At 63.6% G+C, this 19218-nt stretch carries 20 protein-coding genes; 2 read left to right on the forward strand and 18 right to left on the reverse strand.

Annotation, left to right across the window (positions count from 1 at the left end):
* Window positions 1-550 precede the first annotated feature (550 nt).
* Window positions 551-1816, reverse strand: a complete 1266-nt coding sequence (murA, locus tag ACFWO3_RS19545; RefSeq protein WP_378580877.1) for a UDP-N-acetylglucosamine 1-carboxyvinyltransferase — start codon at window positions 1814-1816, stop codon at window positions 551-553.
* A gap of 54 nt (window positions 1817-1870) precedes the next feature.
* Between murA and ACFWO3_RS19550 the strand changes: the two genes are divergently transcribed.
* Window positions 1871-2446: a cob(I)yrinic acid a,c-diamide adenosyltransferase gene (locus ACFWO3_RS19550; RefSeq protein ID WP_378580879.1), complete on the forward strand. Its 576-nt coding sequence runs from the start codon at window positions 1871-1873 to the stop codon at window positions 2444-2446.
* Between the two features lie 3 nt (window positions 2447-2449).
* Here ACFWO3_RS19550 and ACFWO3_RS19555 read toward each other — a convergent pair whose 3' ends face one another.
* The 13 genes from ACFWO3_RS19555 to prmC form a co-directional block, all read right to left on the reverse strand.
* Window positions 2450-2872, reverse strand: a complete 423-nt coding sequence (locus ACFWO3_RS19555) for a DUF2550 domain-containing protein (protein WP_378581025.1) — start codon at window positions 2870-2872, stop codon at window positions 2450-2452.
* 46 nt (window positions 2873-2918) lie between these two features.
* Window positions 2919-3287, reverse strand: coding sequence for a F0F1 ATP synthase subunit epsilon (locus ACFWO3_RS19560; RefSeq protein ID WP_378580881.1), 369 nt, complete (start codon window positions 3285-3287; stop codon window positions 2919-2921).
* Window positions 3288-3293: 6 nt separating this feature from the next.
* Window positions 3294-4745, reverse strand: a complete 1452-nt coding sequence (gene atpD, locus ACFWO3_RS19565; RefSeq protein ID WP_378580882.1) for a F0F1 ATP synthase subunit beta — start codon at window positions 4743-4745, stop codon at window positions 3294-3296.
* 3 nt (window positions 4746-4748) lie between these two features.
* Window positions 4749-5729: a F0F1 ATP synthase subunit gamma gene (locus ACFWO3_RS19570; protein ID WP_378580883.1), complete on the reverse strand. Its 981-nt coding sequence runs from the start codon at window positions 5727-5729 to the stop codon at window positions 4749-4751.
* A gap of 48 nt (window positions 5730-5777) precedes the next feature.
* Window positions 5778-7421, reverse strand: a complete 1644-nt coding sequence (gene atpA / locus ACFWO3_RS19575; protein ID WP_378580884.1) for a F0F1 ATP synthase subunit alpha — start codon at window positions 7419-7421, stop codon at window positions 5778-5780.
* A gap of 60 nt (window positions 7422-7481) precedes the next feature.
* Entirely contained in the window at window positions 7482-8300 is an 819-nt protein-coding gene (locus ACFWO3_RS19580) for a F0F1 ATP synthase subunit delta (protein WP_378581027.1), read from the reverse strand.
* 5 nt (window positions 8301-8305) lie between these two features.
* Window positions 8306-8863, reverse strand: coding sequence for a F0F1 ATP synthase subunit B (locus ACFWO3_RS19585; RefSeq protein WP_378580885.1), 558 nt, complete (start codon window positions 8861-8863; stop codon window positions 8306-8308).
* Window positions 8864-8872: 9 nt separating this feature from the next.
* On the reverse strand, window positions 8873-9115 hold the full coding sequence (locus ACFWO3_RS19590) for an ATP synthase F0 subunit C (RefSeq protein ID WP_378580886.1): 243 nt from the start codon (window positions 9113-9115) through the stop codon (window positions 8873-8875).
* A 79-nt stretch (window positions 9116-9194) separates the two neighbouring features.
* A complete protein-coding gene (gene atpB / locus ACFWO3_RS19595) occupies window positions 9195-10019 on the reverse strand; it encodes a F0F1 ATP synthase subunit A (RefSeq protein WP_378580888.1) in 825 nt (274 codons plus the stop codon).
* Between the two features lie 275 nt (window positions 10020-10294).
* A complete protein-coding gene (locus ACFWO3_RS19600) occupies window positions 10295-10750 on the reverse strand; it encodes a hypothetical protein (protein WP_378580889.1) in 456 nt (151 codons plus the stop codon).
* A 56-nt stretch (window positions 10751-10806) separates the two neighbouring features.
* Entirely contained in the window at window positions 10807-11979 is a 1173-nt protein-coding gene (locus tag ACFWO3_RS19605; protein ID WP_378580890.1) for a glycosyltransferase family 4 protein, read from the reverse strand.
* Between the two features lie 63 nt (window positions 11980-12042).
* Entirely contained in the window at window positions 12043-12711 is a 669-nt protein-coding gene (locus ACFWO3_RS19610) for an L-threonylcarbamoyladenylate synthase (RefSeq protein WP_378580891.1), read from the reverse strand.
* Complete coding sequence (gene prmC, locus ACFWO3_RS19615; RefSeq protein WP_378580893.1) at window positions 12708-13652, reverse strand: peptide chain release factor N(5)-glutamine methyltransferase; 945 nt, start codon at window positions 13650-13652, stop codon at window positions 12708-12710. Before prmC ends, ACFWO3_RS19610 begins: the two co-directional genes overlap by 4 nt.
* Before the next feature lie 177 nt (window positions 13653-13829).
* On the opposite strand from prmC, the gene ACFWO3_RS19620 reads away from it, so the two are divergent.
* Window positions 13830-14306, forward strand: coding sequence for a hypothetical protein (locus ACFWO3_RS19620; RefSeq protein WP_378580895.1), 477 nt, complete (start codon window positions 13830-13832; stop codon window positions 14304-14306).
* Window positions 14307-14313: 7 nt separating this feature from the next.
* Here ACFWO3_RS19620 and prfA read toward each other — a convergent pair whose 3' ends face one another.
* From prfA to thrB, 4 genes are all read right to left on the reverse strand, one after another.
* Window positions 14314-15393 (reverse strand): peptide chain release factor 1, encoded by a 1080-nt coding sequence (gene prfA, locus ACFWO3_RS19625; RefSeq protein ID WP_378580896.1) that lies wholly within the window; start codon window positions 15391-15393, stop codon window positions 14314-14316.
* Window positions 15394-15485: 92 nt separating this feature from the next.
* The gene (gene rpmE / locus ACFWO3_RS19630; RefSeq protein WP_378580897.1) at window positions 15486-15716 is read right to left on the reverse strand and encodes a 50S ribosomal protein L31; all 231 of its coding nucleotides are present in this window, start codon (window positions 15714-15716) and stop codon (window positions 15486-15488) included.
* A 166-nt stretch (window positions 15717-15882) separates the two neighbouring features.
* On the reverse strand, window positions 15883-17925 hold the full coding sequence (gene rho, locus ACFWO3_RS19635; RefSeq protein ID WP_378580899.1) for a transcription termination factor Rho: 2043 nt from the start codon (window positions 17923-17925) through the stop codon (window positions 15883-15885).
* A 338-nt stretch (window positions 17926-18263) separates the two neighbouring features.
* Window positions 18264-19196, reverse strand: a complete 933-nt coding sequence (gene thrB / locus ACFWO3_RS19640; RefSeq protein ID WP_378580901.1) for a homoserine kinase — start codon at window positions 19194-19196, stop codon at window positions 18264-18266.
* Window positions 19197-19218: the final 22 nt, after the last annotated feature.

A 19218-nucleotide genomic window follows, 5' to 3' on the forward strand; every position in this document is an offset into this window, starting at 1 on the left:
CAGTCACACCCACCAAAAAGGCAGGCGCCAAAAACAATTTGGCACTGACATTCATCGACACACTGTTGAGTTCTCAAAGAACACGCACACACCAAACACGAAAGCGAAATCTTGGCTTCAGTGTGTTGGGGCAACCGTTCCAGCCTAACCCAGCTTGGTCTCGGATGCAAGATCCGACGCTTGGTGGGTAGACCTTCTAACCAGAAGTTCATCAGGCACTCCGTACGACCTCGTGTCCAAGTCCGTAAGACCTGGTCGGCGTCCGTGTCGCTCTGACCTGAAATAAGTTACGCGACGGAGAACTCCACACCAAATCGCCAGGTCACAACCTTTCGACTGTCCATATCCGCAGGTCAGCTCCGCCAGATTTGAGCGAAAGCTGCTTCTTCGCCGACTTCAAGCGTGTGTGACGCCGAACACGGTTGGTTGGAACGTGGGCTGTGCGGACACCCGCAGCACCTTCTACCTGCAGATACGCGTCTGTCCGCGTCGCAAGAAGTGCGACGCGGACAGACAGGGAGCGTTGGTGCGGCAAACGAGCACACTCGTTCTAGCCGTCGGGCGCGCCAACTCGTTCGATGGTTCCGCCCAGATCCTGAAGAATCTCCACGAACTTCGGGTAGCCGCGATCGATGTGGTAGACGTCGTGCACTTCCGTCACCCCTTCGGCGACGAGGCCCGCGAGAACCAGGCCGGCACCGGCACGAATGTCCGAGGACCACACAGGAGCACTCGACAGCTGCGTCACGCCTCGAATGACAGCGTGGTGACCGTCGGTTCGCGCATCAGCGCCCAACCGGATCATCTCCTCGACGAATCGGAAACGGGCCTCGAAGACGTTCTCGGTGATCATCGACGTTCCATCCGCGACCGCGGCAAGTCCGATCGCCATCGGCTGGAGGTCTGTCGGGAACCCGGGATACGGCAACGTCGCGAAGTTGACCGCGGACGGGCGGGAGTTCTGGACGACGCGGAAGCCGTCGGACTCCGGTGTCACCTCTGCTCCGGCACTGCGCAACTTGTCCAGTACGAGGGCGAGATGTTTGTGGTTCACGTCACGGACCCGGATGTCTCCGCACGTCATCGACGCGGCAATTCCCCACGTCGCTGCGACGATCCGATCACCGATGACTCGATGGGTGATCGGCGACAACTTCTCGACGCCCTGAATCGTCAACGTCGATGTTCCCGCACCGGAGATCTTGGCGCCCATCTGAATCAGCATCGCGCACAGATCGACGATCTCCGGCTCCCGCGCCGCATTGTCGATAACCGTCTCACCTTGCGCGAGCACTGCGGCCATCAGAATGTTCTCCGTCGCACCGACCGAGGGAAAGGCCAGGCGAATGTTCGCGCCACGAAGGTCGTCGGCCTCCGCAACCACACATCCGTGCTCGATCTCGCTACGCGCTCCCAGCAACCGCAGACCGGACTGGTGCATGTCCAAGGGCCTGGACCCGATCGCGTCTCCGCCCGGGAGCGCAACGACAGCACGACGACACCGCGCCACCAGAGGACCCAGAACACACACGGAAGCTCTGAACTGGCGGACCGCAGCGAAATCCGCGTGATACTTGGGATTCGGCGGCGTCGTGATCCGCACCATCGAGTCTTCCAACTCGACTTCGCATCCGAGTCCGCGCAACACATCCGCCATCAACGGCACATCCAGGATGTCCGGGCAATTGGTGACCACAGTTGTGCCCTCGGCGAGCAACGCGGCTGCCATCAGCTTCAGAACACTGTTCTTGGCGCCGCCAACAGACACTTCACCTACGAGCCGGTTACCACCGGTAACGAGAAAGCGCTCACTCACATCGCACAGCCTAGAGCCACCCGAGCCGGTACGGCGCGCCGGTACCGTAACGGTATGGCCGTCCACCTCACCAAGATCTACACCCGTACCGGCGACGACGGGAGCACAGGGCTCAGCGACTTCTCGCGTGTGTCGAAAAACGACCCCCGGCTCGGGGCATACGCAGACTGCGACGAGACGAATGCAGCAATCGGCACAGCGATTGCCCTCGGGAACCCTCCCACCGAATTGCGCGACATCCTGCTGCAACTGCAGAACGATCTGTTCGATGCCGGCGCAGACCTCTCCACTCCCGTTGTGGACGAGCCGAAGTATCCGCCGCTACGGGTGACGCAGCCCTACATCGATCGGCTCGAGCAGTGGTGCGACGAACTGAACGGGCGCCTGGAACCCCTGAACTCGTTCATCCTCCCCGGCGGAACTCCCCTCGCAGCGCTGCTGCACGTGGCACGCACCGTTGCTCGCCGCGCCGAAAGATCCGCATGGGCGGCTGTCGAAGCCAACCCCGATCACACGAACGTGCTACCGGCGAAGTACCTGAATCGGTTGTCCGATCTACTCTTCATCATGGGGCGTCTCGCAAACCCGGATGGTGACGTTCTGTGGACGCCCGGTCGGGGTGGGGCCTGAGTCCTACGAAGGGCGACCGCGCACCGAGCGGCCAGAAGGGCGAGACTCGATCCACGAGAGAAACGCAGTGAGAGCGCCACTGTCCAGAGCGATTTCGTAACGCCGACGACCATCCCGCACCGACAAGATCACGATCTCCTCGGTCATGATGTCGAACTCGGAACCAACTGGGGTACGCCGCGACTCGACCTCGATCCCCTGACGGGAAATCCGCGAGTCCGGTCCCAGCCGCAGGCTCGACAGCTTGAAGAAAACCAGCGTCGACTCGCCGTACCTGATCAATCCATGACGCCAACCACTGTCGGCCTCAGCGGGATTCTCACGCAGAATCGCGGCCGTTCCGCCCTCTCGGAGAACGACCAGCCGATACAGAAAAGCCGCGACGAGGCCCGCGAGCAGCACAAGCAGAATGATCAACAAAATCATTCCGATTGTCACAGCTCGTGGCTCCGTCGCGGCTTCCCTCGGAGACCTATGCGCGTTCTACGGCGCGGAGGCGACCCTTGGCGGCTTCGACCGCCTCCGGATCCTCCGACGAATCCGCAAGAACGGCCTTGGCCGCCTCTACATCGATGTCCTCCACCAAGTCCGCAGACTCGGCAAGGACCGTGACTGTCGTTGCGGTCACGGAGAGGAACCCGCCGTGCACTGCAGCGACGACGCGCTCGCCGTCGGTCGACGTGATCGAAACCACGCCACCCTCGACGAGCTGGCCGAGGACCGGCTCATGCCCGGGCATGACACCGATCTCGCCTTCGGTCGTCTGCGCACTGACGAGAGTCGCCGAACCCGACCACAACCGCCGCTCGACTGCGACGAGTTCTACGGTCATTTCAGCCATCGTGGACTACTTTCCGGCGATCTTCTTGGCAGCAGCCTCGACGTCGTCGAGTCCACCACAGCTGTTGAACGCCTGCTCGGGCAGGTGATCGAATTCGCCCTTGCAGACGCGGTCGAACGCCTCGATGGTGTCGCGCAGCGGCACGACCGAGCCGACCTCACCGGTGAACTTCTCGGCAACGATGAAGTTCTGGCCGAGGAACTTCTGCAGACGACGTGCACGTCCGACGAGGACCTTGTCCTCTTCCTGAAGCTCGTCCATACCGAGGATCGCGATGATGTCCTGCAGCTCCTTGTACTTCTGCAGGATGCGCTTCACCTCGTTGGCGACGCGGAAGTGCTCCTCGCCGACGATGCCGGGCTCCAGGATGCGCGAGGTCGACGTCAGCGGATCCACAGCCGGGTAGATACCCATCTGCGAAATCGGACGCGAGAGCTCGGTGGTCGCATCGAGGTGCGCGAACGTCGTCGCCGGCGCGGGGTCGGTGTAGTCGTCGGCGGGCACGTAGATGGCCTGCAGCGAGGTGATGGAGCGGCCTCGGGTCGAGGTGATTCGCTCCTGCAGCTCACCCATCTCGTCTGCCAGTGTCGGCTGGTAGCCCACGGCCGACGGCATACGACCCAGAAGGGTCGAAACCTCGGAACCGGCCTGGGTGAAACGGAAGATGTTGTCGATGAAGAGCAGCACGTCCTGACCCTGAACATCGCGGAAGTACTCCGCCATGGTCAGCGCGGACAGAGCCACACGCATACGAGTTCCCGGCGGCTCGTCCATCTGGCCGAAGACAAGGGCCGTGTCCTGGAGAACGCCCATCTCTTCCATCTCCAGGTGGAGGTCGGTGCCCTCACGGGTACGCTCACCGACACCCGCGAACACCGAGGTTCCCGAGAACTCGCGGGCGATACGGGTGATCATCTCCTGGATCAGAACGGTCTTGCCGACACCGGCACCACCGAACAGACCGATCTTTCCACCCTTGACGTACGGGGTGAGAAGGTCGATGACCTTGATACCGGTCTCGAGGATTTCGGTCTTGCCCTCGAGCTGATCGAAGGCCGGTGGCTTGCGGTGGATGCCCCACTGCTCGCCATCACGGCCGAGGCCGGGGGTGTCGAGGCAGTCGCCCAGCGCGTTGAACACGTGACCCTTGACGACGTCACCGACGGGAACCGAGATCGGCTTTCCGGTGTCGGTGACGGTGTTGCCACGAACCAGGCCGTCGGTCGGCTGCATCGAGACGGTGCGCACGAGGTTGTCGCCGAGGTGCTGAGCAACCTCCAGCGTCAGCGTCTTGGCCACGGAGGACAGCGCCACGTCGGAGTGCAAGGCGTTGAACAGCTCAGGAACAGCGCCACGCGGGAATTCAACGTCCACCACGGGACCGATGACCCGCACGACGCGACCGGCTGCGGTCGACGCCGAGCCTGCCCCGTTGTTGTCGGTTACTGCTGCGGTCATTGTTTAGTCACTTCCTGCGTTCGCGGCGAGCGCATCCACGCCACCGACGATCTCGCTGATTTCCTGGGTGATCTGGGCCTGGCGAGCCTGGTTGGCCTGTCGGCTCAGGGTGCTCGCCAATTCGTTTGCGTTGTCCGTCGCTGCCTTCATGGCAGTACGACGAGCAGCGGACTCCGACGCAGCAGCATCGAGCAGCGAGGAGTAGATGCGGGTGCTCACGTACTTCGGCAGAAGTTCGCCGAGCAGTTTGTCCGGCTCCGGCTCGAAGTTGTAACCCGCAACCGGATCGCTGCCGCCCTCGTTGTGTCCGTTCGACAGCATGTCGTCACCGAGCTCGACGTGCTCTTCGGACACCGACACCTCGAGAGGCGCCATCCGGCGAACCTCGGGCGTCTGCGTCAGCATCGACACGAACTTGGTGTAGACGATGTGAAGCTCGTCCACCCCCTCGATCGTGCCTTCGCCGTTCGCAGCCTCCACGTCGGTGCCCGACCCGGCCATGAACAACTCGACCAGATGCCGGCTGGCCTTCGCGGCGTCCGCGTAGCCCGGCTCCTGCGAGAATCCGGTCCACGAACCACCGAGGGCGCGCTCGCGGAACGTGTAGTACGAAAGTCCCTTGGAGCCGAGCACGTACACGACCGGGTCCTTGCCCTCGCTACGAAGAAGCTGAAGGAGCTCCTCCGCCTGCTTGAGGACGTTGGAGTTGTAACCGCCACACATACCGCGGTCGCTGGTCACGACGAGAACCGCAGCACGCGTCGGGTTCGCCCGCTCGTTGAGCAGCGGGTGGTCGAGCGAGGACGAGGCGCTGGCGAGCTCGGAGAGCACCTTGGTGATTTCCTCCGCGTACGGCTTGGAAGCCGCGACGCGAGCCTGCGCCTTGGTGATGCGGGAGGTCGCGATCATCTCCTGCGCTTTGGTGATCTTCTTGGTCGAGTTGATCGACTTGATACGAGAACGCAGCTCGAGAATGTTCGCCATCGGTCACTCACTCTCCCTTCGTGTGTCGGAGTGTCATGGCCGGACCGCTCACTTGCTGACAGTCTTGCGCTTGACGCTGACCTGCTCGCGATCGACCTCTTCGGCACCGAGAGTGGCGGCATCCGCTTCGTTCACGACACGACTTCCGTCGGATGCGATGAAGCTCTCCTTGAACTTGTCCGTTGCAGCCTGCAGTGCGGACTTGTTCTCGTCGTCGAGCGCCTGGCCACCCTTGATGCTGTCGTACACGCCGGAAGCGTTGCGGTGCAGATCCTCGAGAAGCTCGGCCTCGAAGCGACGCACGTCCGCGACGGGGACGCTGTCGAATGCGCCCTCACCTGCGAGGTAGATCGACACGATCTGGTCCTCGACGGCCACCGGGGAGTACTGGCCCTGCTTGAGCAGCTCGACCCAACGGGCGCCACGCTCGAGCTGAGCCTTGGAGGCGGCATCCAGGTCCGAAGCGAAGGCCGAGAAGGCCTCCAGCTCACGGAACTGCGCGAGCTCGAGACGCAGGGATCCGGCAACCTTCTTCAGACCCTTGGTCTGTGCGGCACCACCGACACGAGAGACCGAGATACCGACGTTGATGGCGGGACGAACACCCTTGTTGAAGAGGTCTGACTCGAGGAACACCTGGCCGTCGGTGATGGAGATCACGTTGGTCGGGATGAAGGCCGACACGTCGTTGGCCTTGGTCTCGATGATCGGGAGACCGGTCATCGAACCGCCTCCGAGCTCGTCGGACAGCTTCGCGCAACGCTCCAACAGACGGGAGTGCAGGTAGAAGACGTCACCGGGGTAAGCCTCACGTCCCGGCGGACGACGCAGCAGCAGCGAGATCGTGCGGTAGGCCTCGGCCTGCTTGGTCAGGTCGTCGAACACGATCAGGACGTGCTTGCCCTCGTACATCCAGTGCTGGCCGATGGCCGAGCCCGTGTACGGTGCGAGCCACTTGAAGCCGGCCGAGTCGGAGGCCGGTGCTGCGACAATGGTGGTGTACTCCATTGCGCCCTGCTCCTCGAGCGCAGCCTTGACGCCTGCGATCGTGGAGCCCTTCTGGCCGATCGCGACGTAGATGCAGCGAACCTGCTGCGACGGGTCACCGGTCTCCCAGTTCGCCTTCTGGTTCAGGATCGCGTCGATACACACCGCAGTCTTACCGGTCTTGCGGTCACCGATGACCAGCTGACGCTGTCCACGGCCGATGGCCGTCATCGCGTCGATGGCCTTGATGCCCGTTGCGAGCGACTCCTCGACCGGCTGGCGCTCGAGGACGGTGGCCGCCTGGAGCTCGAGAACACGGTTCTCGCTGCTCTCGATGTCGCCGAGGCCGTCGATGGCCTGGCCGAGCGGGTTGACCACGCGGCCCAGGAAGTTGTCGCCGACCGGAACCGAGAGCACGTCGCCCGTGCGCTTGACTTCCTGGCCTTCCTGGATGTCCTGGTAGTCACCCAGGATGACGGCACCGATCTCGGTGGCGTCGAGGTTCAGGGCAACTCCGAGCACGCCGCCGGGGAACTCCAGCAACTCGTTGGCCATAGCCGAAGGCAGGCCACTGACGTGCGCGATGCCGTCACTGGTGTCGGTTACCACGCCGACCTCTTCGCGGGAGGCCTCCGGGGAGTAGCTCGCGGTGTAGTTGTCGATCGCGCTACGGATCTCGTCGGAGGAGATCGTCAGCTCCGCCATGTTTTTCCTGCTCTCGGTGTCTGGTCTTCGGAAAGATCTGGAGTAATTGTTCGGCGTGGACTACTTGAAGGACTTCCGGAGCGCCGCGAGTCGACCCGCTGCACTTCCGTCGATCACTTCGTCGCCCACTCGGACGACCATGCCGCTGAGGAGTTCGGGATCGACCTCCACGTGGACCGTCACCTGCTTCCCGTACGTACGGGTGAGGGTGGCGGCCAGCCGATCCGCCTGCTCGGCAGTCAATGCGGAGGCGCTGCGCACCTTCGCGACCACTGCGTCACGCTGCTCGGCGGCAAGCGTCGACAGCTCGTCGAAAGCATCCGCGGGTGCGGACTTCTTCAGACGGCCGACTGCCTGCACTGCCAGGGCTTCGGTGACTGCGGTGACCTTGCCGTAAAGCAGCTTGGCGAGAAGCTCGCGCTTCCCCTTCGCCGGTACCGAACGGTCGGACAGGGCCTGCTCGAGGCTCGAGTTACCAGCCACGATGCGGCCGAGACGAAAGAGCTCGTCCTCCACCGTATCGAGCTGCCCCTGGTCGGCAGCCGCCTTCAACAGCGACTCCCGGCCGAGACGTACCAGCGAGTTGAGCAGATCGGACGTGGTCGACCAGTCCTCGGCGACCGCGGCCTTGACTGCGGAGAGTGCCGCGTCGGACACCTTTCCACTGAAAACCTGCTCGGCCAGACCCTGGCGAGCGGTTCCGGACGTCGAGCTGTCCGACAACGCACTCCGCAGATTGCGCTGAACGTCGAGCGTCTCGACGACCGAGAACAGGTCGGCCCCGGTCTGGGCGAAGGCCGCGGCGGCAGGAACGGATCCCAGGGCCGCAGACAACGCAGAACGTGTCTGCGCCAGTGCTTCACGGCTCGCTGCGTACATGGTGCTCACTTCCCTGCTGCGGATTTTGCGCCGATGGAGTCGAGTTCGTTGAGGAAGCGATCGATCGTGCCGGCCCGCTTCACATCGTCGCCGAGGGACTCCCCGACGATGCGCTCTGCGAGGTCCACCGAAGTGCGTCCCATGTCGCCACGGAGTTCCGTGACGATCTGCTGACGCTGTGCCGCGAGCTGAGTGCTGCCCGACGCCACGATCCGGTCGCTCTCTTCCTGAGCCTGTGCCTTCATCTCGTCGATGATCTGCTGGCCCTGGGTGCGCGCGTCCTCACGGATCTGCGCAGCCTCGGTGCGAGCCTCGGCGAGCTGTGCCCGGTACTGCTCGAGAGCTTCCTTCGCCTCGGCCTGAGCCTCTTCGGCTCGCTTGATGCCGCCGTCGATCTGCTCGGTGCGCTCGGCGAGGACCTTCTGGAACATCGGAAGAACGAACTTCCAGAAGACGAAACCGACGACGAGCAGGCAGACGATCGACCAGGTGATGTCGTACGTCGCGGGGACGAGAGGATTGTGCTCCTCTTCGGCCGCGAGAAGTGCGATGTTGGCTGCCATGTCGGTGTCTTAGAAAATGAAACCGGCGACGAGGCCGATCAGCGCGAGGGCCTCGGTGAATGCAATACCGAGGAACATCGTGGTGCGGACCTGTCCGGCCATCTCGGGCTGGCGAACCATTCCTTCGATCGCCTTACCGACGACGATGCCCACGCCGATGCCGGGGCCGATCGCGGCGAGGCCGTAGCCGATGGCGCCGAAACCCTTGGAGGTGGTCTCGGTGGCTTCCTGCGCAAGGTAAGCGAGGCTCATGGTGTTCCGTTCCCTTTCTGTTGACCTCCGCCGGATTCGACGTGAGGCTCAGTTCTTGGTCTAGCTGGTCGTGTGTTGGTCAGTGCTCGTCCGCGTGCAGCGCAAGGTCGATGTAGACCGAGGTCAGCAGCGCGAAGACGTATGCCTGCAGGAAGATCACCAGGAGTTCGAAGAACGTGAAGGCGATACCGGCTGCGAGCGACGCCACTCCGAAAACGGCCTGGAAGCCGCCGGAGATGAAGAAGAAGTACTGAGTGGCACTGAAGAACAGCACCAGCAGAATGTGGCCGGCCAGCATGTTGGCCATGAGACGAACCATGAGCGTGAACGGCCGCAGGATGAAGGTCGAGATGAACTCGATCGGGATGAGCAGGAAGTGCAGCGGCAAGGGAACGCCGGGAACCACGATGCTGCTCTTCACGTACTTGAAGAAGCCGTACTTCTTGATGCCCACGTAATTGAACACGATGTACGCGAGCGCGGCGAGCACGAGTGGCATACCGATGCGGGCGTTGGGCGAGATGTTCAAGAAGGGGATGACACTGCCGAAGTTGCTCGCGAGCACCAGGAAGAAGATCGTGGTGATGACGGGCAGGAAGCGCTTGCCCTGCTCTTTACCGAGAATCTCTTCTGCGATGTTGATGCGAACGAAGTCGAGAGCGAGCTCACCGACGTTCTGCAGCCCGCGCGGAACGATCTTGGGGCTGCGCAGCGCGATCGCGAAGAATGCGGCCACCACCACCGACAGCAGGATGCGAATCAGCATCAGCCGATCGAGTTCGAACGGGGTACCTTCGAACAGCACGGCGGGCGGGAAAAAATCGTCTAGTGACGGCGGATGGAATTCCTCCGCGGCCATGAAGGTGACGCTCAGCGGTCTCTCCCGTAGTCGGTCCCCAGCCATCGTTGACTGCGGTTCGATCGGACATTGACGATCAATCAAGTCGACAAGATTCGACTCGCGTATTCGTCAGCAGCTGCGAACCGGATAAGTTCCCGCGTCTGTCGGTGTCGGCGACCCTCGTCGACTCGGCAGCGCCGTGTAGACACTACCTACGAGTAGCGAGTGACTGAACTGCCACATTGCTCTCGCTTGACCGGAACCTTATCAATACGTCTACGACGTTGTGTAGATGGGGGTCCGGTCGGACTTCAATTTTACTACAACTCGTAGTACTACTACGAACCCGCTTCTTGCTCACCCTGCGGCTCGACGTAGGGCACCTTCGTGCCCAACACACCGTATGTCTCGGCGCCCAGAACGATGATCAGAGAGAAGACCATCACCAAAACCAGCGACGTCTTGTCGTAGAAGTCGAGCGGCTTGAGTATCGCAAGCACCACTATCGCAAGAATCATCTTGAGCAGCCAGGTGCCGAGTATGACCGCGCCTGCCGTCGTTGCGGGCATCTTCGCAGTGAAGAGAACGCCGAGGGCGGTGCAGAGAATGAAGCCGCCACCCACGGCAGCGCCGAGCAGAGCACCGTACAGACCGGGAGTGCCGGCCAGGAGTGTTGCGACGATCGCACCGACGACAGCCAACGCCACCATTCCGAGTACGCCGTAACGCACTCCCGACCGCAAAGCGGCAGTCGAGTCGGGCACGGGCTGCGGAGTGGAGGTCACGACCTCCAAGGGTAATGGATGAGTAACGGCGGACGACAAGCGCCGTCGACGTCATTACTCATGGGTCATCGCTCGTGCTGCTGCTGACGGAGCGAAGGAACCGCTGTCACGACGAGAGCGAAGACCAACCCTGCGGCAGCGAGCAGAACCACCACTCGCCTGTCGAACAGCGCCGAACCGACGGCACCGAAAGCGAGCACGCCGACCCACAAGTAGATGAGGAGGACCACCCGGCGATGTGAGTGACCGATCTGCAACAGCCGGTGGTGGAGGTGCATCTTGTCCGGGCTGAACGGACTCACGCCGGCACGCGTGCGGCGAACGACGGCCAGCAGTAGGTCGAGGATGGGAATGAACATCACGGCGCCCACCAGCAACAAGGGCGACAACAGACCGAGAAGGTCCCGGGTGCCGTAGGCGGTCAACGGAATACGACCGGACGCACTGGTCGAGATCGTCGCCAGCATCAGCCCGATCAGCATCGAACCCGAATCCCCCATGAAGATGCGAGCGGGCTGGAAATTGTGCGGAAGGAAGCCGAGGCAGGCGCCGGCGAGCGCCGCCGCGATCAAGGCCGGTGGATAGGCACTGACGTCGCCGCCCTGGTCGTACAGAAGGCCGACGGAGAACGCGCAGATCGCCACCGACGAGATCAATCCGAGGCCCGCTGCGAGTCCGTCCAATCCGTCCACGAAGTTCATGGCGTTGATCGTGACCACGGCGACGCCGACGGTCATCAGCCCGGCCTGCAGCTGATCGAGAATCACGGTCGTGTCGCCGAGTGGAACGTAGATGATGAACCAACTGACGCCCATCACGACCAGGATGCCGGCCGCCGTCACCTGCCCGACGAACTTGGTGAGGGCATCGAGCCCCCATCGGTCGTCGACGATGCCGACCAGCACGATCACCAGACCGGCGACGAGCGCGGCCGGAATGTCCTGGGTGAACTCGAATCCCCTGGCCAACGCGGGAAGCTGCTGCGCGAACAACAACGCGGCCAGCATCCCCAGATACATACCGATGCCACCGAGTCGCGGTGTGGGTGTCACGTGGACGTCGCGATCTCGCGGGACCGCCACTGCACCGAACTTCAGCGCGAACGTGCGAACGGCACCCGTCGCCAAGTATGTGACCACCGCTGCCGTGAAGAGCACGAGCAGGAGTTCACGGAGGGGAACACCCGCTCCCCCGTTCGATTGAGCCAGCACGAGGCTCGCCGATTGCGCTCCGGTCACCTCGAAGACGCTACCGGTGCGTGCGAAGGGTGGGTCCGTGCGACACCGCTTCCGATCTACAGCTCATGCGCGAACATCACCGTCCACGAGGCTCTCGGACGGCACACCGAGCACATCGGCGACGTCCTCCGTCGAGACCGCACCGACCCGCAGGATTCGCGGGCTGTAGCCGGTGAGGTCGACGATCGTGGACGCCGTCGCCTTCTCGGCCGGACCGCCGTCGAGGTACACACTGACCGACCCGCCCAACTGCTCGCGAGCTTCGTCGACAGTGGTGGCAGGCGACCGTCCCGAGACGTTTGCGCTGGAAACCGCCATGGGCCCCACGTCGCGCAGCAATTCCAGAGCGACCGGATGCAGCGGCATCCGCAGCATCACGGTGCCACGGGTGTCACCGAGGTCCCAGGCGAGTGATGGGGCCTGCTCCACGACCAGACTGAGCCCACCCGGCCAGAAAGCCCGGATCAGGTCGCGAGCCTGGGGACGGACGCTGTACACGAGTCCGTCGATCGTGTGCCACGATCCGACCAGGACCGGCACCGGCATATCCCGACCGCGACCCTTGGCGCGCAACAAGCTCGAGACCGCATCACCGTCGAAGGCTCCGGCGCCGATACCGTAGAGGGTGTCCGTAGGCATCACCACCAGCCGTCCCGCTTCCAGCGAGTTCTTGGCCGCGGACAAACCTGCCGCTCGGGAATCGGGACTGCCACAGTCGTAAACGGTGCTCACGACTCCATCCTTTCACTCCCCGCCGAAGAGCTGTCGGCGTGTGCCCCTCCCCGACTGGCTTCGACGTCGGTGGCGATGCGTTTCGCAACGACGAATCGGGGCTTGCCCGCCAGATCCGGATGCTCCGCCACATCACCGAACACTCGTCGCGCAGAGAAGAGGGCAGCGACGTCGGAGCCGTTCGTGTCGTCGTGCTCCACGCCGACCGCGCCGCCGATTCGCAACCATCGGGCAACATTCCCGATCATCGGTTTGATGACGGAGAGACCGTCGACGCCACCGAACAGCGCGGTGTGCGGATCGTGCTCGGCGACCTCGGGCTCGAGCTCGGCGCCTTCCGGAATGTATGGCGGGTTGGCCACGACGAGATCCACGCCGCCTTCGAGGCTGGACAGCAACGTGCGATCGGTGACGTCACCCTGATGAAGATGAATGGGCGTGTCGCCCGCGTCCTGCCGCGCCCCCGCGTTACGACGCGCCCATGCCAGAGCGTGCGGCTCCTTCTCCACCGCGTGAACCACGGCGTCCGGCCGTGCCTGCGCAATCGCGAGCGCAAGCGCGCCCGTGCCGGTGCACAAATCGAGGACGACGGGCGGACGCTGGTCACACGTGCCCAGAAAGGCCAGTGCCCAGGCCAACAGCAACTCGGTCTCGGGGCGCGGTACGAAGACTCCCGGACCGACCTCCACGTCGATGTTGCCCATCGCCGCGGTTCCGAGGATGTACTGAAGCGGAATCCGCTCGGCTCGCTTGGCCACCATGACCCGATAGGCGTCGATCACCGACTCGTCGACCAGCGGGGTCAGACCCAGCCGGGTGCGCTCTATACCGAGCAGGTGTGCGGCGAGAAGTTCGGCGTCGACGCGAGCATTCCGAACGCCGGCGGCATCGAGCTGCTCGGCGGCCTCGATGAGGGCAAGGCGAAGAGGTTGGCGACTCACGTGTACAGCCTGCCATGGCCATCCGACCCAGCATGCGACCCATCGGCACCTCGGAGGTAACAGGCTGCATCGACTCGACGACAGAGTGGATGAAACTGCAACAACGTACTCGAATAGTCGCTAACGTGCGGCTCGTACGAGTTCACATGCCCGACCTGATTTGAGGAGGTTCGTCCGATGTCGAGAATCCGAATGATCCGTAGAGTGGGGGCTGTAGCCGCCATAGCCGCTACCGGCACCCTGGGGCTGCCCGCCATCGCGTCGGCAGTTCCGTTCGAGAACCAGCCAATGCCGATAGGTTGCGCGGACGGAATGGGACAGGTACACGGGGTTACACACACCGAGAACGCCAAGGATGTCCCACCCGAGAAGCAGTATTACATCATCGGTGAGAATGGCGGCGGAGCCGGCGCCAACGTCAATTGGCTCAACCTGAATACCTTCCAGGGCGGCGGAGCGCCGCTGGTTCCGGCGCCGTTCATCGGCGAATCGACCGCGCCGCAGGCGATGGGTGTCACCGGACCCGGTCAGGTGGTCAGTGTTGTCCACGGCGCCTACACGAACTCGAAGGGCCAGACCTGCTTCCTGTTCCCGGGCTGGGACTTCGCGGACGTCCCTCCGGCACCCCCTGAGGCCGAAACACCCGCTGAATAACCCGCGCTCACTCGGCGGCGAGCCGCGCCTCTCGATCCGATCTACCCAGCGCATCGAGCAGGGCGTCCAGCTCGCCGTCGAGCACCGAGTCGAGGTTGTGCGCCTTGAACCCGATCCGGTGATCCGTGATGCGGTTCTCCGGAAAGTTGTAGGTGCGAATGCGCTCCGAGCGATCGACGGTGCGAACCTGACTCTGGCGCCCCGCCGACGCTTCTGCCTCGGCTTCTTCTTCCGCCGCGGCCTGCAGCCGGGCCGCGAGCACCTGCATTGCCCGGGCCTTGTTCTGCAGCTGCGAACGTTCGTTCTGGCACGTCACCACTATTCCGGTCGGAAGGTGCGTGATTCGAACGGCCGAGTCGGTCGTGTTGACTCCCTGTCCGCCCTTGCCCGACGAGCGGTAGACGTCGATCCGGAGATCCGATTCGTCGATCTGCACTTCTTCGACTTCCTCGGGTTCCGGGTAGATCAGCACACCGGCCGCCGATGTGTGCACACGTCCCTGCGATTCCGTCACCGGGACGCGCTGCACCCTGTGCACGCCACCCTCGAACTTGAGGCGTGACCACACCCCGTCCCGAACGTCGCCCTTCGACTTGATCGACAGCGTGGCGTCTTTGTAACCACCGAGATCCGACACCGTGGCGTCGAGAATCTCGACCCGCCAGCCGTGCCGTTCCGCGTAACGCACGTACATACGCGCCAGGTCGGATGCGAAGAGTGCGGACTCCTCGCCTCCCTCCCCCGACTTCACTTCGAGAACCACATCGTCCGAGTCGTGCGGATCCCGCGGCGCCAGCAGGTCGGTGAGTGTCTTGTCGAGCTCTTCGACCTGCACTTCCAGTTCGGGAATCTCGGCAGCGAAACTCGAATCGTCGTCCGCCAGTTCGCGCGCCGCGGCGAGGTCTTCCTGCGCGGCCTTCAGCTTCTGGTAGGTCGACATGATCGGTGCGAGCTCGGCGAATCGTTTACCGGCCTTGCGTGCGGCAGAAGCGTCGTTGTGCAGTGCCGGATCGGCCAACTGCTGCTCGAGACCGGCATGCTCCGCCAGGATGTCGTCGATGGCCGAAGGCTGGGACATCCCTGCCATGGTTAGCTCCGCTCTGCGCGTCTTTCGGTTACGGACACGAAAAAGCCGACGCCCGACCTGCAATCATCGCAGGTCGGGCGTCGGCTGAACAGCTAGGACTTGGCTGCACCCTTGGGTGCGCGCTTGCCGTAGCGAGCCTCGAAGCGAGCAACGCGTCCACCGGTGTCGAGAATCTTCTGCTTACCGGTGTAGAACGGGTGGCACTGCGAGCAGACCTCGACGTTGATACGTCCGGTCTCCTTGGTGCTACGAGTCTCGAAAGTGTTTCCGCAACCGCAGACGACGGTGGTCGCCACGTAGTCGGGGTGGATGCCTTGCTTCATGGTGTGTCCCTTTCAATGGTCGCCGGGTCGACTTCGCCGATCGAAGCCGTGAACCGGAACCGGACTATGGCCGACAAGTATGCCAGAGAGGACCTGTGCGATCCCAATCGGCAACTCGTCTCACGGCCAGCTCAACACGACTATTGGTCGAATCATTCCCTGCAGGTCAGTCGTCGATCGCGCCCGGAGCGGTCTTCGACACCTGCATGAGGAACTCGAGGTTGTTCTTGCTCTTCTTCAGGCGATCGATCAGAAGGTCGATTGCCTGATGCGAATCCAGTCCGGAAAGCACCCGGCGGAGCTTGTGCAGCACCGCGGCCTCGTCCGGGCTGAGCAACAGCTCGTCCTTACGAGTTCCGGACGGATTCACGTCCACGGCGGGGAACACGCGACGCTCCGCGATCTTGCGGTCGAGCTTGAGCTCCGCGTTACCGGTGCCCTTGAACTCCTCGAAGATCACGGTGTCACCGGTCGACCCGGTCTCGACCATCGCGGTCGCGATGATCGTGAGCGAACCGCCGTTCTCGATGTTTCGCGCAGCACCGAGGAATCGCTTCGGCGGGTACAGCGCGGTCGAATCGACACCACCGGACAGGATGCGACCGGATGCGGGTGAAGAGTTGTTGTACGCACGACCCAGACGCGTGATCGAGTCGAGCAGAACGACAACGTCCTTGCCGGCCTCCACGAGGCGCTTGGCCCGCTCGATCGCCAACTCGGCCACCGAGGTGTGATCGCCCGGCGGACGGTCGAAGGTGGACGAGATGACCTCGCCCTTCACCGAACGCTGCATGTCGGTGACTTCTTCGGGGCGCTCGTCGACGAGCACGACCATGAGGTAGCACTCGGGATTGTTGGTGGCGATCGCGTTCGCGATGGCCTGCAGAACGCTGGTCTTACCGGCCTTCGGCGGGCTGACGATCAGCGCACGTTGTCCCTTACCGATCGGCATCACGAGGTCGATGACGCGCGTCGTGAGCACGTTCGGTTCGGTCTCGAGCCGCAGTCTCTGGTTCGGGTACAGCGGAGTCAACTTGCCGAAGTCGGGGCGCTTCTTCGCCGTCTCGATGTCACCACCGTTGACCGTGTCGATGCGCACCAACGGGTTGAACTTCTGGCGCTGATTGCCGCCGCCCTGGTCGCCTTCACGGCCGACACGCACGGCACCGGTGATCGCGTCACCGCGACGGAGACCGTTCTTGCGGATCAGGTTCATCGACACGTAGACGTCGCTCGGACCTGCGAGGTAGCCCGACGTGCGGACGAACGCGTAGTTGTCCAGGACGTCGAGGATGCCTGCGACGGGCTGCAGCACATCGTCCTCGCGAATCTCGGTGTCGCGGTTGTCTCCGTCGCCACCGCGATCGCGTCCGCGGCGACGCTCACGGAACCTACGTCCGCGCCGTCCGCGACCGCCGCCTTCCTGATCGTCGTCGTTTCGGCCGTCCCGGGGACCGTTGTTGCCGCCCTGGTTGCGACCACGGTTGTCACCCTGATTGCGGTTGTCACCCTGGTTGCGGTTGTCACCCTGGTTGCGGTCCTGACCTTCACGGTCCTGGTTACCACCGCGGTCCTGGTTACCACCGCGGTCGCGATTGTCACCGCGGTCGCGACGACCACGGTTGTCGCCCTGCTTGTTCGAATCCTGGCTGTCGCCCTGCTTGTTCTGATTCTGCTTGCCGGACTGGTCGTTGCCACCCGACTGTTTGGAATCCGACTGGCGATCCTGCTCGCCAGCCTGAGGGGCGTCACCGGTGGATTGCTCGGCCTGCGCTGCACCGCCCTGCTCGGAGCCGCCTCGCCGCGACCCCCCACGGCGACGTCCCCGACGAGGTCCGTCCTGATCGTCGGAATCCTGTGCAGCCCCCTCGCTCGGAGCGGCCGGAGCGCTCTGCTGCGGCTCGCTCGGGGCGCGGCTCTTGTCGGGTGCAGCTGCGGGAGCGGCACCGGCGCCACCCTGACGTTCCTTGATGGCGGCAATCAGATCGCCCTTGCGAAGCCCCGAGGTCCCCTTGATCCCCAGTTCGGCAGCGAGGGCTCTCAGTTCGGTCAACACCATTCCGGAGAGCCCGGCGCCGCGACGCGATTCCGCGCGCTTCGTCGATGTCTCCGTGCGCTTGGTCGAAGCGCCGGAGGAAGTTGAAGTATCGCCGCTCTCAGCACTTGCCGGTGCCGGCGTGGAGGTGGCGATGAGGTCCGTATCGGTCACGGAGGTCCTTTCCTTCCCTCGCTCGCGCTGCGCTGAGCCGAGGGTTCGTCCCGCAATTCAGTTGAGGTCTGAACTCGGATGTGCCGTACGTAGTTACCTGTCGAGAACTGTCGGCTGTCCGCCATCACGACACCTTCGAACAGGCGCGTGTTCGCAAATCCATCACAACTGGTGAGTGCGGAGGATCATGCCAGGACCAGCCAACCCGATCGAAGTCGATCAGCCTTGGAAGATTGCCCTGGTGAAGCACCGGCGTCTGACGCGCACGATGTACGGACAACGCTCACAATAGCGCCCATTCTTCGCCTGGGCAAGAAATCCCGTCAACAATCGGCGTGTCAGCCGACCTCGACCCCGTTCGCAATCTTCAGTTCGAGCACCCGCAGACCCTCCGATTCGGCCTGCTCACGAATCCGATCAGGCAGCGGAGCCGTGGTCAGAGCCAGAACGGTGGGGCCCGCCCCGGAGATCGTCGCTGCGAAACCCTCCGCTCGGAGGATCTCGATCCACTTTGCGGTCAACGGCAGGGCGGGCGCCCGCTGCGGTTGATGTAGCAGATCCTCGGTCGCCGGCATCAAAAGGTCCGGACGTTCGGTGAGAGCGACAACGGCGAGCGCCCCCCTGCTCACGTTGAACGCCGCGTCCCGATGGGGAACCAACTCGGGCAGCAGCCCGCGCGTGTGTGCTGTCGACGATCGCTCGGTCGGTACGAGCGCAACAGCTCTGATGTCGGGGTGCACGTCGAGCCGAGCTGCGAAGTAGCTGCGCGGGGCGTCCGCGCCCTCTGCCGGACAGCTCCACGATACAACCGCACCGCCGAGGACGCTCGCAGATGCGTTGTCGGGATGCCCCTCGAACTCTGCGGACATCTGAACGAGCTGCTCGGGCGACAGTGCTAAGCGAGGATCGAGTCGGCTGGCCAGCCCATTGGCCGCAGCGAGTCCACCCACCACTGCCGAGGCCGACGAACCCAAACCGCGCGAATGCGGAATGGTGTTGCGGCACACGACTTTCAGGCCGTCCGCCCACACGCCCGCCGCCTCGAGGCCACGCTCGATGGCGCGAACCACAAGATGGGAAGGGCCCCACGGGACATCTTCCGAGCCTTCACCTTCGACGGTGATGTCGAGACCCGAACCCGTTGTGGTGACCGTGATCTCGTCGTACAGCCCGAGGGCCAGCCCCAGGGTGTCGAAGCCGGGGCCGAGGTTCGCACTCGACGCGGGGACACGCGCGGTCACGGTGATGTCGATGGGCAGGGTGCGAGTCATATCAGCTGTCCGATGGTGCGGA

It is taken from the genome of Rhodococcus sp. NPDC058521 (genome assembly GCF_042719695.1).
Lineage (GTDB): Bacteria > Actinomycetota > Actinomycetes > Mycobacteriales > Mycobacteriaceae > Rhodococcus_F.